Origin of the sequence: Halomonas sp. TG39a (assembly GCF_000744395.1) — a bacterium.
Lineage (GTDB): Bacteria > Pseudomonadota > Gammaproteobacteria > Pseudomonadales > Halomonadaceae > Vreelandella > Vreelandella ventosae_B.
Map to the genome: position 1 here is coordinate 1,332,836 of NZ_JQLV01000001.1, position 15,219 is coordinate 1,348,054.

General features: G+C 54.6%; 11 protein-coding genes. 8 read left to right on the forward strand and 3 right to left on the reverse strand.

Annotation, left to right across the window (positions count from 1 at the left end):
* The first annotated feature begins 47 nt into the window (after positions 1–47).
* The 3 genes from U738_RS05785 to U738_RS23420 all read left to right on the forward strand — a co-directional run bounded on the left by U738_RS05785 (position 48) and on the right by U738_RS23420 (position 3,718).
* Positions 48–1,172: a WD40/YVTN/BNR-like repeat-containing protein gene (locus U738_RS05785; RefSeq protein ID WP_035578181.1), complete on the forward strand. Its 1,125-nt coding sequence runs from the start codon at positions 48–50 to the stop codon at positions 1,170–1,172.
* Positions 1,173–1,331: 159 nt separating this feature from the next.
* The gene (locus U738_RS05790) at positions 1,332–2,366 is read left to right on the forward strand and encodes a WD40/YVTN/BNR-like repeat-containing protein (RefSeq protein WP_152561129.1); all 1,035 of its coding nucleotides are present in this window, start codon (positions 1,332–1,334) and stop codon (positions 2,364–2,366) included.
* Positions 2,367–2,593: 227 nt separating this feature from the next.
* Positions 2,594–3,718 carry a hypothetical protein gene (locus U738_RS23420; RefSeq protein ID WP_050713599.1) on the forward strand — a complete coding sequence of 375 codons (1,125 nt, stop codon included), beginning with the start codon at positions 2,594–2,596 and terminating at the stop codon, positions 3,716–3,718.
* An 80-nt stretch (positions 3,719–3,798) separates the two neighbouring features.
* On the opposite strand, the gene cmoB is transcribed toward U738_RS23420, so the two are convergent.
* Both cmoB and cmoA read right to left on the reverse strand, forming a co-directional pair.
* Positions 3,799–4,809 (reverse strand): tRNA 5-methoxyuridine(34)/uridine 5-oxyacetic acid(34) synthase CmoB, encoded by a 1,011-nt coding sequence (gene cmoB, locus U738_RS05800; RefSeq protein WP_035578185.1) that lies wholly within the window; start codon positions 4,807–4,809, stop codon positions 3,799–3,801.
* A 2-nt stretch (positions 4,810–4,811) separates the two neighbouring features.
* Positions 4,812–5,555 carry a carboxy-S-adenosyl-L-methionine synthase CmoA gene (cmoA, locus tag U738_RS05805; protein ID WP_035578187.1) on the reverse strand — a complete coding sequence of 248 codons (744 nt, stop codon included), beginning with the start codon at positions 5,553–5,555 and terminating at the stop codon, positions 4,812–4,814.
* 108 nt (positions 5,556–5,663) lie between these two features.
* Here cmoA and pgi point away from each other — a divergent pair, with 108 nt between their 5' ends.
* The 5 genes from pgi (at position 5,664) to serB (ending at position 14,739) form a co-directional block, all read left to right on the forward strand.
* Entirely contained in the window at positions 5,664–7,346 is a 1,683-nt protein-coding gene (gene pgi / locus U738_RS05810; protein ID WP_035578189.1) for a glucose-6-phosphate isomerase, read from the forward strand.
* A gap of 152 nt (positions 7,347–7,498) precedes the next feature.
* Entirely contained in the window at positions 7,499–9,394 is a 1,896-nt protein-coding gene (gene parE / locus U738_RS05815; protein WP_035578191.1) for a DNA topoisomerase IV subunit B, read from the forward strand.
* Positions 9,395–9,503: 109 nt separating this feature from the next.
* On the forward strand, positions 9,504–11,468 hold the full coding sequence (locus U738_RS05820) for a methyl-accepting chemotaxis protein (protein WP_035578193.1): 1,965 nt from the start codon (positions 9,504–9,506) through the stop codon (positions 11,466–11,468).
* An 83-nt stretch (positions 11,469–11,551) separates the two neighbouring features.
* Positions 11,552–13,798, forward strand: coding sequence for a DNA topoisomerase IV subunit A (gene parC / locus U738_RS05825; protein WP_035578195.1), 2,247 nt, complete (start codon positions 11,552–11,554; stop codon positions 13,796–13,798).
* 20 nt (positions 13,799–13,818) lie between these two features.
* Positions 13,819–14,739: a phosphoserine phosphatase SerB gene (serB, locus tag U738_RS05830; protein WP_035578196.1), complete on the forward strand. Its 921-nt coding sequence runs from the start codon at positions 13,819–13,821 to the stop codon at positions 14,737–14,739.
* A gap of 60 nt (positions 14,740–14,799) precedes the next feature.
* Here serB and U738_RS05835 read toward each other — a convergent pair whose 3' ends face one another.
* A complete protein-coding gene (locus U738_RS05835) occupies positions 14,800–15,186 on the reverse strand; it encodes a Na+/H+ antiporter subunit G (RefSeq protein ID WP_035578198.1) in 387 nt (128 codons plus the stop codon).
* Between the last annotated feature and the right edge of the window lie 33 nt (positions 15,187–15,219).

A 15,219-nucleotide genomic window follows, 5' to 3' on the forward strand; every position in this document is an offset into this window, starting at 1 on the left:
CAACATTGGTCATTTTGATAGCAGGATACGTGATAGGGAGTGGTGGTATGTGGGAGCGCATTAGTAACGATTTTATGAAGGAAGACACCCCTTACGGGCCGGGGGATTTTCGAATGCGTGGTGAGCAGATATTGTCAATGAAGCTCACGAATCCTGAAATAACGTTTAAGCCACGTGATGAGTGGAGTGATCCTAATAGAGCAGAACCTGCGGAGGCGTGGATGGGGAAACCCGGTGAGTCCGCCAACCGCCGCACGGTACGCATTCTCGCGGGTTCGCTTGAGGAGGGCGTCGAGCGGCGCTTTGAAGAACCTGCCCAGCAGGCCGACTGGTGGCTGTCTCCAGATTGGAATACTTTATACCTAGCGACAGGCTGGTCAGACCGTACTGCTAATAAGCCTGCAGGTGAGCGTTACCACCCTCAGGCGACCCAACTCTTTAAATCTACCGACCAGGGCGAGTCCTGGGAGAAGTTACGCTGGCCCGAAGATCAGAATATTTCGGCATTTCGGTTTCTCGACGCCCAGCGGGGCTATCTGATTGGCTGGGGACCCCACATTTGGCGCACAGAGGATGGTGGTGAGCACTGGGAGGAAATCCCTGTGCCAGCAGAAGCGCGTGATCCGGAAAATGAACGGGAGCGTTTCGATCTAGTTGCCCTTGGCCAGGATAACGTTCTGCGGATGGCATTCTTCGATCAAGCTCGTGGCGAAAGCGTTATCTACTCACTGCCCTGGGGTGAAACCGAGCCACGCTTCGAGGTCGCCATCGGCGATTACGGCGTGAATGATATTGCCGCTAATGAACAGGGTGAGGTCTATATTCTGGCCCGCAAAGGACGCCCGACGTCCCTGATGCCCAAGGAACAGTTGGTACATCACCCTACATCTATCTGGCACTGGAATGGCAGTCAACTGACGGAACTACATGAGTTCGACAGCGACTTGGTGGGCTATGCACTCTACATCACGCCGGAAGAGGGATTATTGTTCGATGGGGTTAACGAAGGCAGCCTGCTGGGTAAAGACGTTACGGCCGTTAGCTACGACGGCGGTGCTGACTGGCGGATAGAGAATGAAGGCCGCAGCGCCCAAGGAGGCTACTACGATACACGCACGGGCGAACGCTGGCGGGTGGCTGGCTATTCGCTTTACCGACGCGAAATTCCCTAAATGAAAAAGCGCTATGGCTTCCTATTAGGGAGCGTGCTATTTGCATACTGGGCCTTCACCCATGGCACGGAGTGGGAGCGTGTTAGTAACGACTTTATGAAGGAAGATACGCCCTACGGGCCAGGGGACTTTAGGATGAGTGGAGAGCAAGTGCTGTCCATGAAGCTTACAAATCCTGAAGTAACCACGAAGTCGCGTGAAGAGCGAAGCGACCCAACACGGGCTGAGTTTACTGAACAGTGGATGTATAGCCCAAGCGAAACAGCTAATCGCCGTACGGTACGTATTCTTGGTGGCTCGCTTGAAGAAGGCGTTGAACGGCGCTTTGAAGAGCCTGCCCAGCAGGCCGACTGGTGGCTGTCTCCAGATTGGAATACCTTATATCTAGCGACAGGCTGGTCAGACCGTACTGCTAATAAGCCTGTAGGTCAGCGCTATCGCCCTCAAGCAACTCAACTCTTTAAATCCACCGACCAGGGCGAGTCCTGGGAGAAGTTACGCTGGCCAGAAGACCAAAATATTTCGGCATTTCGGTTTCTCGACGCCCAGCGAGGCTACCTGATTGGTTGGGGACCACATATATGGCGTACCGAGAATGGTGGTGAGCACTGGGAGGAAATCCCTGTGCCAGCAGAAGCGCGTGATCCGGAAAATGAACGGGAGCGTTTCGATCTAGTTGCCCTTGGCCAGGATAACGTTCTGCGGATGACATTCTTCGATCAAGCTCGTGGCGAAAGCGTTATCTACTCACTACCGTGGGGAGAAACCGAGCCACGCTTCGAGGTCGCCATCGGCGATTACGGCGTGAATGATATTGCCGCTAATGAACAGGGTGAGGTCTATATTCTGGCCCGCAAAGGACGCCCGACGTCCCTGATGCCCAAGGAACAGTTGGTACATCACCCTACATCTATCTGGCACTGGAATGGCAGTCAACTGACGGAACTACATGAGTTCGACAGCGACTTGGTGGGCTATGCACTCTACATCACGCCGGAAGAGGGATTATTGTTCGATGGGGTTAACGAAGGCAGCCTGCTGGGTAAAGACGTTACGGCCGTTAACTACGATGGTGGTGCTGACTGGCGTATAGAGGATGAAGGTCGCAGCGCTCAGGGAGGTTACTACGACACCCGCACAGGCGAACGTTGGCGGGTGGCTGGCTATTCACTCTATCGGCGAGAGATTCCCTAAATAGTATGGTGTTACAACTGTTAGAAACGCCTGATGAAGCAGGGGTAATATAGCTTTTGCTACTCAATAGTAGATGTAGTGACTATAAGACAATATAAGCAAGGAGATGATTGGAGCTGCGGTTGTTGTATTAACCCTCTTAGTTTTGGAGGGCAGGAGTAGGCATGTGAAGGGCTCTATTTTTTCCGGAAGATTAAAGCTTAAAATGATAGTAAGCTAGAGATATTATGACTGATAAAATTGAAGACGAGAAATTACTCTCAGAGAAAGAGTATTCACCTAATGGTTGTAAGTCTGGGTATTCAGAAACGGCGTTTAGATTAGACTCTATCCCTGCTCAAGAAAATGCGTATGCGGATTTTAGACTTAAGAAAAAGAAGCTTGTAAAACGTCTTGGGTGGTCTTCTTACCTAGGAGTGCACCCTACGTCATATCAGTATTCTGAAACTCCCTCAGCGTTTTTTATGGATCCCCAACGAAGAAAAGATTGCGAAGTGAACGACACGCGTTGGTTAATGAGAATAAATGAGGCGTTTAATGATTTTGACGTCATTAAAAGTTATTTTGGAAGATTATATAATGACTGGTTTAGGTTTTGGGGTAGTGCAAGTTCATCTGAGAAGTTTTTTTATTGCATATTTTCGATTTCTGTAATCATTGCTTATAAGATGGATCCATACTCTCTGCTAGCAGTGCTAATAAGCCCTATAGGCTGGATAGTTGTATTTATGACAGGAGCGTATTTAGTAGTTAAGTGGGTGGAAAATGATCATAAATACCATCGGTTGTCTCTACGCGGTTTGAACGAATTTTATTTTTCACGCAAGACTGGAAAAGTTGTTGCACCGTGGGGAGAGTTTTTGTTTTATGAATTTGATGCTTATATTGTCAGGAAAGTAAGCTTATTAGGTGACCACAAATACGCTTTAAATATAATTCATCGTTATCCTAATGATAGCCGTTCACCTACCGCTTATCAGCCACTTGATTTTATATTAGAAGTAGATGGAGGTGTCGCGGAGCATCAGGCGGCATGGGATATGTTATGTCGTTATATGGATGTATCTCAACCTCTTCCAGACATTCCTCAGTTAGAGCCATTTCGCGATTTAGATTTTACTACCAGGCTTCATGATAAAGAAGGAAAGAGAATAGTCGAAAGCGCTCATTGGAAAAAATTTTACGAGCAGGTTAGCTGGAAAGAGCTAGAGGAGGCGAGGGCTTCTCATCGATCAGTTGTCAAAAATACAAAATGGAAAGGAAGAGAAAACCTAATGGTAAGTTTGGTTCCTAATTATTTAGCGATAGAAGAAGAGCTAAACCTGGAAATAAAAAGTGATGGAACACCATGAGGGCGAGCATGATGGCTTAAAACTATGGCTTTCGGCTAAGCCCCATTTTGAAGTTGCCGCTGGGGCGGGCGACATGTTATCTACCCCGCCTTATTCGCCAAAATCACCGCCCGCCGCGGTGCTGGGTAACCTTCGATTGTGCGGCTGCGATCGTTCGGGTCAAGAAAATCGGCCAACGATTGGTAAGTCATCCACTCCGTCGATCGCTGCTCGTCTAACGTGGTAACGGCTTCGTCAACCACGCGCACGTTGGTAAAACCGCAGCGCTCCAGCCAGTGGCAGAGCGCTTGAGAAGAGGGCAGGAAGTAGACGTTGGGCATGGCGGCGTAACGTTCGCCGGGCACAAATACGGTCTGTTCGTCGCCTTCGACTACCAGGGTCTCCAGCACCAGCTCGCCGTCCGGTGCCAAGGCGGCTTTTAGCTGCTGAAGATGTTCCAGCGGGGCAGGGCGGTGATAGAGCACGCCCATGGAAAATACCGTATCAAAAAAGCCCAGATTCTCAGGCACATCTTCAATGCCCACGGGTAAAAACTGCGTTCTGCCGCCATCCGCATCACCCACAAAGTGGCGTACTGCCTGAAACTGCCAGTAGAAACGTGGCGAAGGGTCGATGATTAGCACAAAAGCAGCCCCTGCCCCGGCCATCCGCCAAGCGTGGTAACCGCTGCCGCCACCCACATCGAGCACTTTGCGATATTTTAGCGGTGCCAGGTGTGGCGCCACTCTTTGCCACTTCCAGTCAGAGCGCCACTCGGTGTCGATATAAATGCCGCCTAGCTGAAAAGGGCCTTTACGCCACGGGGCAAGCTTTCTAAGCAGGTTAAAGCATTGGCGCTGCTGGCTATCGCTAAGGTCGAGCTCAACGCTGACGGTATCACTGTTTAAATCCACGCGCCGCTCAGAGGGCAGCGTGGGCAGTTTGGCCACAGCTTTTTCCCAGGCAGACAAGTCGCCGTGGCGGTTGCGGTCAAGCCCATAAGCTAGCTGCTCAGGCAGCTTCGCTAGCCAGGGTGTTAGCGAGGCATCCAGTGTAGCTTGATCTAAAAACGCCTGATAAATTGCGCGATGATCGTCGGATAACGGTGCCACCTTTAGCCCTCCTTAAACGCAATCAGCGAGGCAAAGTTGAGGTACTGGAACCAAGTCATTGAGCGCGGAAAGCCTGCCTGCTTTAGCCGCCCATGCAGTGCGTCCAGTGTGTCCGGTACCAGCACGTTTTCCAGGGCAGTGCGCTTTTGGCTGATTTCTAAATCGCTGTAGCCATTGGCGCGCTTAAAGTCGTGGTAGCGTTCGACCCGCCAGGCGTTATCGCGCTCGTCGGCATCGACGGTTTTCTCGGAAAGAATCAGCACGCCGCCGGGTTCCAGTGCTGCATAAAGCCGCGCCAGTAGCGCATCGCGGTCAGCGGCGGGTAGAAACTGTAGGGTAAAATTGAGAATGATCATGCCCGAAGGCGCATACTCTAGGGTACGAATGTCGGCTTCTTCGACCTGCATAGCGTACGCTGGGCACTCGTCAGCGAAGGTTTGCCGTGCCTGAGTCACCATGGCGGGGGAAAGATCGACACCTGTGTAGCGAAAAGCATCAGGCGGCAGCGCGCCCGCCAGTGCAAGCCCGGAGGCGCCAAGGGAGCAGCCCAGGTCATATACATGGGCACCGTGGCGAAGGTGGCGCTGGGCAATTAAACTCAGCATGCCCAGAATTTGCCCGTATCCAGGCACTGATCGACGGATCATATCAGGAAAGCATGCGACGACCTTCTCATCGAAAGAGAACCGCGCTACGCGGTCAAGGGGTGTCGAAAAGATAGCGTCACGGTAAGATGCATCACTCATGGGCAAGCCGGTATTGTTAATGAGGCTGCGTAGTTTACGCGTCCTTCGTAAGTCAGAACAGTACGCCAGAACAGACCTTGCATGGAACGACGCCACTGGAGATGCCACATGGCCTCAGCATCAAGCGCTACCCCCGATACGTTACCCGCGTGGCAGACGTTAAAGCATCACGCTGAAACGCTGCAGCACGTTCACCTAAAAACGCTGTTTGGCACCGAGCCCTCGCGCTGGGAGAGTTTTACTCGCCAGGTGGCGGGCTTGACGCTGGATCTCTCCAAACAGCGCTGGGATGACGATACGCTCGAGCATCTGTTTACGCTGGCGACTGAAGCGGGGGTGCCCTCGGCGATTGAGGCACTGCTAAGCGGTAAGCGAGTGAATGTTAGCGAAAACCGTCCGGCGTTACATACAGCGTTGCGTTTGCCCGCCGATGCCTCGCTTGATGTTGAAGGTGAAGATATCGTCGCTGCCGTGCACGAAAGCCTTGCCCAAATGGAGCGCTTGGTGAGCCGGCTGCACGCAGGGCAGTGGCGCGGTGCCACCGGCAAGCCGATTCGCCATGTGGTGAATCTGGGCGTTGGCGGTTCAGATCTGGGACCCTTGATGGTCACCCATGCGTTGGCGGATTTCCGTCCCAAAGATATTCACCCGGTTGAGGTGCATTTTGCTTCCACCATGGATGGCTCGCAGTTAGCGGATTATCTGAGTCGGTTGAATCCTGAAACCACCATCTTTGTGCTGTCGTCCAAATCATTCACGACCATTGATACGCTCTCCAACGCTAACACTGCCCGGGAGTGGCTGCTGGGTCGTTTGACTCAGCATGGCGCGACGCCGATCAGCGCAGAGTTAGTTGTTCGCCAGCACTTTATCGGGGTGTCGGCGAGCCCCGAGAAAATGACCGAGTGGGGCATTGCGGACGACCATCAGTTAACTTTTTGGGAGTGGGTCGGCGGGCGCTACTCGCTGTGGGGCACTATCGGCTTGCCGATTGCACTGGTGGTGGGGATGGCGAATTTCCGCGAATTTTTAGCCGGTGCGCACGCCATGGATCACCATTTCGCCAAGGCAGAAATGTCGGAGAACCTGCCCGTGCTGCTAGCGTTAGCAGGAATCTGGAACGTTAATTTTCTGGATATCCGCGCGCACTCCATACTGCCCTACGATGGACGATTGGAGTATTTTGCCGCCTACCTTGAACAGCTTGAGATGGAGTCCAACGGCAAGTCGGTCACCCGCCAAGGCCAGCCGGTTAACTACTCCACATGCCCGGTACTTTGGGGCCAGCTTGGCCCTAATGCCCAGCATGCTTTTTACCAGTTGCTGCACCAAGGCACCCAGCCGGTAGTATGCGATTTCATCGCGCCGCTCAAGCGTTATGATGAGGTGGAAGACCCGGATACCCGTCGCCACCTTAAAACCCAGCACCGCCTGGCGCTGGCTAACTGCTTTGCCCAGTCCCGTGTGTTGATGCTCGGTGACGATGCTTTGGAAGATGACGGCCCACGACCGGAGCATAAACGTTATCGGGGCAATCAGCCCTCCACCACGGTGCTGCTTGATCAACTGACGCCCTCTACGCTGGGGGCGCTCATTGCGCTTTACGAGCACAAGGTATTTGTTCAAGCGGTGATTTGGGATATCAACCCGTTCGATCAATGGGGCGTTGAGTTGGGTAAACAGATTGCCACCGATACCCAGAAAATCATCGACGGTGAAGGAGACCTATCGCGGATGGATGCCTCAAGCCGTGGGTTGATTGAGGCATTTTGGGCGGCGGAGCAAGAGTGATCTGTCCTGTCCCCGGCGCCCCTGGTAATAAGCATGGCTAGATATACAGCTTTTTGCTTTTCCGCTATCCTGTGCTTCTTTGCCAGCCGCCAATTACTCGATTCAGCATTCAATATGGCTGCCAGTACGATTTTTCAGGGAACCGACGTTACATGACCCAGTTTGATGCCTCTCAGTACGGCGCGAGTTCCATCGAAGTCCTGTCGGGCCTCGAGCCGGTACGTAAGCGTCCCGGTATGTATACCGACACCACTCGCCCCAACCACCTTGCCCAGGAAGTCATTGATAACAGTGTCGATGAGGCTCTAGCAGGCCACGCCACCGAGATCCACGTCGTGCTGCATAGCGACGGCGGGATCGAAGTGCAGGACAATGGCCGCGGCATGCCTATCGACCTGCACCCTGAGCACGGGGTATCCGGCGTTGAGCTGATCTTTACCAAACTGCACTCGGGAGGAAAGTTCTCCTCCACCAGCTACCGCTTCTCCGGCGGCCTGCACGGTGTCGGTGTTTCGGTGGTGAATGCGCTATCGCGCCGACTGGATGTCGAAGTCACCCGCGACGGTGCACGCCATGCCATGGCCTTCGAGTTCGGTGAAAAAGTCGAAGAGCTGCATGAAATTGGTAAAGCGCCCAAGCGGACGAGTGGCACCCTGGTACGTTTCTGGCCCGATGAGAGCTACTTCGATAGTCCCAAACTAGCGCTAACGCGGCTCAAACACCTGCTGCGTGCCAAAGCGGTGCTTTGCCCTGGGCTCAAGGTCAAGCTGGTAGAGCCCGAGGGCACCACCACTGAGTGGGAGTTCGCCGACGGCCTACGCGACTATTTGGTAGAAGCCACCGATGGCTATGAAGTGCTGCCCCCCGAGCCGTTTGTCGGCCACTTTAGCGACGACGAACACGGCGTGGACTGGGCCATCCAGTGGCTACCCGAAGGCGGCGAAGCGCTGCTGGAGAGCTACGTTAACCTAATTCCTACCCCCCAGGGCGGCACCCACGTCAACGGTTTCCGTTCCGGGCTCTTGGATGCCCTGCGCGAGTTCTGCGAATACCGCAACCTGTTGCCCCGCGGCATCAAGCTCACCGCCGATGATTTATGGGAGCGCACTTCCTTTGTGCTCTCGGTAAAAATGCTCGACCCACAGTTTGCCGGGCAAACCAAAGAACGGCTTTCATCGCGCACGATTGCTGGTTTTGTTTCCGGCGTGGTTAAAGACGCTTTCTCGCTATGGCTAAACCATCATGTGGATCAAGCCGAAGCGATTGCCGAACTGGTCATCAGCGCGGCGCAGAATCGCCAGAAAAAAGCCAAGAAGGTCGCTCGTAAAAAGGTCACGTCCGGCCCGGCATTGCCCGGTAAGCTGGCCGACTGCTCCGGCCAAGACCCCGCGCAAAGCGAGCTGTTTTTGGTCGAAGGGGACTCTGCCGGCGGCAGTGCCAAACAGGCCCGCAACCGCGAAACGCAGGCGATACTGCCGCTGCGCGGTAAGATCCTGAATACCTGGGAAGTAGAAACGCACGATATCTACGGCTCCCAGGAAGTCCATGATATCGCCGTGGCCATCGGCGCCGACCCCGGCAGCGCTGATCTGGAAAAACTGCGCTACCACAAGATCTGTATTCTCGCCGATGCCGACTCCGACGGCCTGCACATCGCCACGCTGCTGTGCGCGCTGTTCGTGCGCCATTTCCCGAGCTTGGTCGATGCCGGCCACGTCTATGTGGCGATGCCGCCCCTCTACCGGATTGATCTGGGTAAAGAAGTGCACTACGCCCTGGATGAGAGCGAAAAAGCCGCCATTCTCAAGCAACTGGCCAGTAAGCGCGGCACGCCTAATGTGCAGCGTTTCAAGGGCCTGGGGGAGATGAGCCCGCTGCAGCTGCGTGAAACCACCATGTCGACGGAAACCCGGCGCCTGGTGCAGCTCACCTTGACCGATGGCGATGGCACCATGGAAATGATGGATATGCTGCTGGCCAAAAAACGTGCCGGTGATCGCAAAAAGTGGCTGGAAGATTACGGCAACCTCGCTGATATCGAGGTATAAATAAAATAGATAAGCGTTAACAAGGCGTTGTTACAGTAACTCGTGCTTTAGCCGATAGTTGAATGTAGGGCTTACAAACTCTAAAAACCGCACATTCAAGGGGAAAACGTTGTTTAAAACCATATCTAGGCAGCTAACGCTGGCCGCACTCGCACTTATGCTACTGATGGCCGCCAGTATCTACGCCGTGATGGCGTGGCGTGGCCAACCGCTGGTGATTGAAGCAAGCCAGTCGTTGGTGGATCGAACAGGCGGTTCGATAGTCAACGCTTTGGACGCGCAGTTATCGCGGGTTGAAGGCAATACCTCGAGTCTTGCCGCCTTGGCTGAGTCGTTACCTCGCGAAGAAGAACTTTATTTGCAAGCCTTCCCAAGAGTGGTGGATGACAATAGTAACAGCGTCATTGTTGGCGGTGGCATCTGGCCAGAGCCCAATGCATTTGAAGAGGGGGTTGAGCGTTTTAGTTTCTTCTGGGCAAGAAACGAGCAAGGCGGGCTTGAGTTTTTAGATGATTATAATGCCCCCGGTATGTCGCCTTATCAGGATGAAGAGTGGTACAGCAGCGCCCGTGGTGCCGAACCGGGGCAATGCGTATGGTCAACGGCGTATCGTGACCCTGCCACGGGCGTGGCAATGGTGACGTGTAGCGTCCCTTACTATCTTGATGATGAGTTTGCGGGCGTGGCCACTATTGATATGCAGCTAGAAGGTGTTGCCGAGTTCTTAACCGAAAACGGCGGTGCTACCGGTGGCTATGCGTTTGTGCTTGATAGTGCGGGTAATGTAATTCATTTCCCAGGTGCTGACCTGGAAACGGATGAAATGCAGGGCTTAGCGAATTTAACCAGCAATATGCCTTGGTTGCAGCCCGTTATTGATGGCCTCAATGAAGGGCGCGACGAAATCAGCGTTGAGACAGCAGGAGTGCTGGATGCTCCCGCCTCGGTGCGCTTGTTTGATATGCAGGATACCGGTTGGACGCTTGGGTTAATGACGCCGCAAGAAGAAGTGACGGCGCTGGCGCGAACCTTAACGCGTGATTTGCTGGTTGTCATTCTGCCCCTGTTAGCGCTGTTGCTTGCACTGGGTTGGTGGGGTGGACGCATCCTGTTGCGGCAAATTCGCAGTACCACGCTGCAGATTGATCAGTTAGGGCAGGGTGGCTCTAGCCGTGAGCTGACTATTTATCGCGACGATGAAATTGGCGAGCTACGCAGCGCTGTAAACCGCTACTCGGATAAACTGCAGCATCTGTTCGGCGACGTGCGCAGCGTAGCTGATGCTATCGCCAGTGAATCGACGGAAATTGCCGCGGGCAATACCGAGCTTTCTAGCCGCACCGAGCAGCAGGCGGCTTCTTTGCAAGAGACCTCTTCCACGATGGAAGAGATGGCCGCGACGGTGAAGCGCAACGCTGACAACGCCCAAGAGGCGGATCAGCGAGCGAAAGAGTCAGCGGAAAAAGTTAAGCAAGGTGGTGAACAGGTATCGCGGCTGGCGCAATCCATGGAGGCGATCAACGAAAGCTCCGGTGAAGTGTCTACCATTGTTAGTGTGATTGAGAATATTGCTTTCCAAACCAATATATTGGCGCTAAACGCCTCAGTTGAGGCAGCGCGTGCGGGTGAGCATGGCCGTGGGTTCGCTGTGGTGGCTAGCGAAGTTCGCGAGCTGGCGTCACGCAGTGCTGCCTCTGCCAGAAACATTAATGGGCTGATTAAAACCACTTCTGAGCAGATTGCGACCGGTAGTGGCTATGCTCAGGCAGCTGAATCTGCCATGAAAGACATAGTGGTGGCGATTGAAGAGGTGACCGCACGGATCAGTGAAATCAGCCAAGCGTCTGGCGAGCAGACTAACGGCATTGACGAGATCAACCGGGCGGTTACCCAAATGGATACGGTAACTCAACAGAACGCTGGCTTGGTCAGCCAGGCCGCTGGTGCTGCCAATGAGCTGTCGCTCCAGGCCCAGCGCTTGAAAGGATTGCTTGATGAGTTTCATGGCAGTTCTCAAGCGGCTGCACTGTCACACGAGACGAAGGCACCAAACGAAAGGTATCAATTAACATAGCGAGCCATGTTAAGTGGCCGCGCGTCCGCTTATCAGCCGCCCCGACTGGGGCGGTTTTGTTGTCAAGGTAGGATATAATCGACATGGATATTCAAGTAGCGGAGGGCGACGTCGAACGTCTCTCCCTGCGCGACTACACTGAAAAAGCGTACCTCGACTACTCGATGTACGTCATTCTCGACCGCGCCTTACCCAATATCGGCGACGGCATGAAACCCGTGCAGCGGCGAATCATTTACGCCATGCGCGAGCTGGCGCTGCACGCTAACGCCAAGTACAAAAAGTCGGCGCGTACCGTCGGTGACGTACTGGGTAAGTTCCACCCCCATGGCGATAGCGCCTGCTACGAAGCCATGGTGCTGATGGCGCAGCCATTTAGCTACCGCTATCCGCTGGTTGACGGCCAGGGCAACTGGGGTAGCCCCGACGACCCTAAATCCTTCGCCGCCATGCGTTACACCGAGGCCAAACTTTCCAAGTTTGCCGAAGTGCTGCTCGGCGAACTGGGCCAAGGCACCGTTGACTGGGCGCCTAATTTCGATGGCACCATGCAGGAGCCACTGGTTCTACCTGCCAAGCTCCCCCATGTGCTGCTTAACGGCGGCACTGGGATTGCCGTGGGCATGGCTACCGATATTCCACCCCATAACGTCTCGGAAATCGTCGAAGCCACCTGCCACCTGTTGCGCAACCCCAAGGCCACCACCACCGATTTGATGGAATTCGTGCCCGCGCCGGACTTCCCCACCGATGCGGAAATTATTACCCCGCCCGCGGATCTGCGTAAGCTCTACGAATCCGGCCGTGGCTCGGTCAAGCTGCGCGCGCGCTATATCCGCGAAGAAGCCAATATTGTTATCACCGCTGTGCCGTATCAGGTCAGCGGCGCCAAGGTGCTGGAGCAGATTGCCGCGCAAATGCAGGCCAAAAAGCTGCCCATGGTGGCCGACCTGCGCGATGAGTCGACCCACGAAGAGCCAACGCGCCTGGTCATTGAGCCACGCTCCAACCGCATTGACGTTGAGTCGTTGATGGCGCACCTGTTCGCTACCACCGACTTGGAAAAGAACGTGCGGGTGAACATGAACGTGATCGGCCTGGATGGGCGCCCACGGGTGATGCCGCTGCCCGAAATGCTGGGCGAGTGGCTGCAGTTCCGACGCAGCACAGTGCGCCGCCGGTTAGAGCACCGCCTGGGTAAAGTCGAAGACCGCCTGCATATCCTGGAAGGCCTGCTGATCGCCTACCTCGATCTGGACGAAGTGATCCGCATCATCCGTGAAGAGGATGACCCGAAAGCCTCGCTGATCGCGACTTTTAGTCTCTCCGAGCGTCAAGCGGAAGCGATTCTAGAGCTGCGCCTGCGTCACCTTGCCAAGCTCGAAGAGATGAAAATTCGCGGAGAGCAGGACGAACTGGAAAAAGAGCGCAAGTATTTAGAAGGCCTGCTAGGCAGCGAAGCCAAGCTCACCACCCTGATCGAAAAAGAGATTCGCGCCGCGGGTAAAGAGCACGGCGACGAACGCCGTTCACCACTGGTGGAACGTGAAGAGTCCAAAGCGCTGTCTGAAGTGGAGCTGTTGGGCGCTGACCCGATTACCGTGGTGTTGTCGGACAAAGGCTGGATTCGTGCCGCCAAAGGGCATGATATTGATCCCGAAGGGCTCTCCTACAAAGCTGGGGATAGCTTCCAGCTAGCGGCCAAAGGTAAAACCAACCAACCGCTGGTGTTGTTGGATGACACCGGGCGTGCCTATACGCTATCGGCGCATAACCTGCCCAGTGCCCGGGGCCAGGGTGAGCCGGTTACCGGGCGTGCTAATGTCGCCGCCGGGGCAAAAATGGCGGGGCTGATGTTTGCGCCGCCCGAACGCCGCTTTGTGCTCGCTACCGACGGTGGCTATGGCTTTGTGGCGCGCCTTGATACGCTCACCGGTAAAAATAAAGCCGGTAAAGCGGTGCTTAGCCTGCCCAAAGGCTGCAATGTGATGGCGCCGGTTGAAGTGCCTGAGGGCGACGAGTTGTGGGTGGCCTCGGTTTCAAACGAAGGCCGACTGCTGCTGTTCCCGCTAGATCAACTGCCTGAGATGTCCAAAGGCAAAGGCAATAAAATGCTCGATATACCCGGCCCAAGGGCTGCGCGCAGAGAAGAGTTTGTCTGCGGTCTTACCGTGCTGGCGTCTAACGATGCACTAATGATTCATGCCGGTAAGCGCAAGCTAACCCTAAAAGCCGACGATCTGGCCTATTATCGTGGCGAGCGTGGCCGACGCGGCAGCAAGCTGCCCCGCGGCTTCCAAAAAGTTGACCGTTTAGAGGCAGGGGAATAAATAATGGTAGGAGTTAAGTGATGGCAAACGGTGACTTGATCCTAACCGTTTTAGCGCCGCGACTCACCGCGGATATTCAGGCTCAGATAGACGCGCTTATCGTGCAATTTGGTCTACAGCAAAAGAGCACCCAGCGCCTTGCTGATATACAGCAGGGCGAGAGTATCGACTGTGTTGAGCAGCGTCTGGTAGGCGAGGTAGATGTTGAGGCCGTGCGCAATGCCGCACTGGTACTGAGCGAAACCCTGGGCGTGGATATTGTTATCCAAGCAGATACGCGAGATCACGTTCAGCCCCGTTTGGTCTGTTTCGACATGGACTCCACGCTGATCAAAGCCGAAGTGATTGACGAACTGGCGCGCCGCCATGGCGTTGGTGAAGAGGTCGCAGAAGTCACCGAGCGGGCCATGCGCGGCGAACTTGATTTTAAAGCAAGTTTCCGCGAGCGGATGAGTAAGCTGGGCGGTTTGGATGAGTCGGTGCTGGCGGAAATCGCTGCGGAGCTTCCGCTGATGGACGGCGTTGAACGGCTGATGGTCAATCTAAAACGCTTGGGCTATCGAACCGCAATTCTCTCTGGCGGCTTTACCTACTTTGCTCTTCACTTGCAGGAAAAGCTGGGTTTTGACGAGATACATGCTAATGAGCTGATCATCGAGGAGGGCAAGGTCACAGGCGCAGTTAGCGAACCGATTGTCGATGCCGAACGCAAAGCCGCACTATTAGAGTCCATTGCTTTGCGGGAAGGTTTTAGCCTGGGTCAAACGATTGCGGTGGGTGACGGCGCCAACGATCTAAAAATGCTTGCCAAAGCGGGGATGGGGGTCGCGTTTCGCGCCAAACCTCTGGTACGTGCCCAGGCACGCCAAGCGATATCGTCGGTGGGTCTTGACGGTGTGCTCTATCTGCTGGGCTACCATCAGCAGGATTTAACGCCGTAAAAAAAGGCGGTGCCACTGGGCGCCGCCTTGTTTTATATTTTTTAGTGCCTCTATTCGTTTTTAGCCATGACCTTTATCCGGATGCGGTACTGGTTTGTCGCCTACTTCCTCAGGGCGCAGCTCTACCGGCTTACCCTGGGTTTTATCAGCGTGTTTTAAGCGCAGGTGCAGGCCTGACTTGGCCAACAGGTGGGCGCTGACGGGGGCGGTAATAAACAGGAATAGCGTAATCAGCAGCTCTTGAGCATCCGGTTTGCCGTCAATGCTCCAGAAATACAGCATTGAAGCGATCAGCATGCAGCCGATGCCCAAGGTGGTGGCCTTGGTAGGGCCATGCAGACGCATATAGAAATCGCGCAGGTGCGCCATCCCCAGCGAACCGATGAAAACGAAGATACCGCCAGCGATCAGCAGCAGTGAAATAAGCGCTTCAATGATTACTGACATAGCTCCCCCTGACCTAGATTCATCATTCGATAG

Bases quoted from the DNA above. Each gene is read 5' to 3' on its own strand.
- U738_RS05785 (WP_035578181.1), top strand. From the start codon at position 48: ATGTGGGAGCGCATTAGTAACGATTTTATGAAGGAAGACACCCCTTAC.
- U738_RS05790 (WP_152561129.1), top strand. From the start codon at position 1,332: ATGAAGCTTACAAATCCTGAAGTAACCACGAAGTCGCGTGAAGAGCGA.
- U738_RS23420 (WP_050713599.1), top strand. From the start codon at position 2,594: ATGACTGATAAAATTGAAGACGAGAAATTACTCTCAGAGAAAGAGTAT.
- cmoA (WP_035578187.1), bottom strand. From the start codon at position 5,555: ATGAGTGATGCATCTTACCGTGACGCTATCTTTTCGACACCCCTTGAC.
- pgi (WP_035578189.1), top strand. From the start codon at position 5,664: ATGGCCTCAGCATCAAGCGCTACCCCCGATACGTTACCCGCGTGGCAG.
- parE (WP_035578191.1), top strand. From the start codon at position 7,499: ATGACCCAGTTTGATGCCTCTCAGTACGGCGCGAGTTCCATCGAAGTC.
- parC (WP_035578195.1), top strand. From the start codon at position 11,552: ATGGATATTCAAGTAGCGGAGGGCGACGTCGAACGTCTCTCCCTGCGC.
- serB (WP_035578196.1), top strand. From the start codon at position 13,819: ATGGCAAACGGTGACTTGATCCTAACCGTTTTAGCGCCGCGACTCACC.
- U738_RS05835 (WP_035578198.1), bottom strand. From the start codon at position 15,186: ATGTCAGTAATCATTGAAGCGCTTATTTCACTGCTGCTGATCGCTGGC.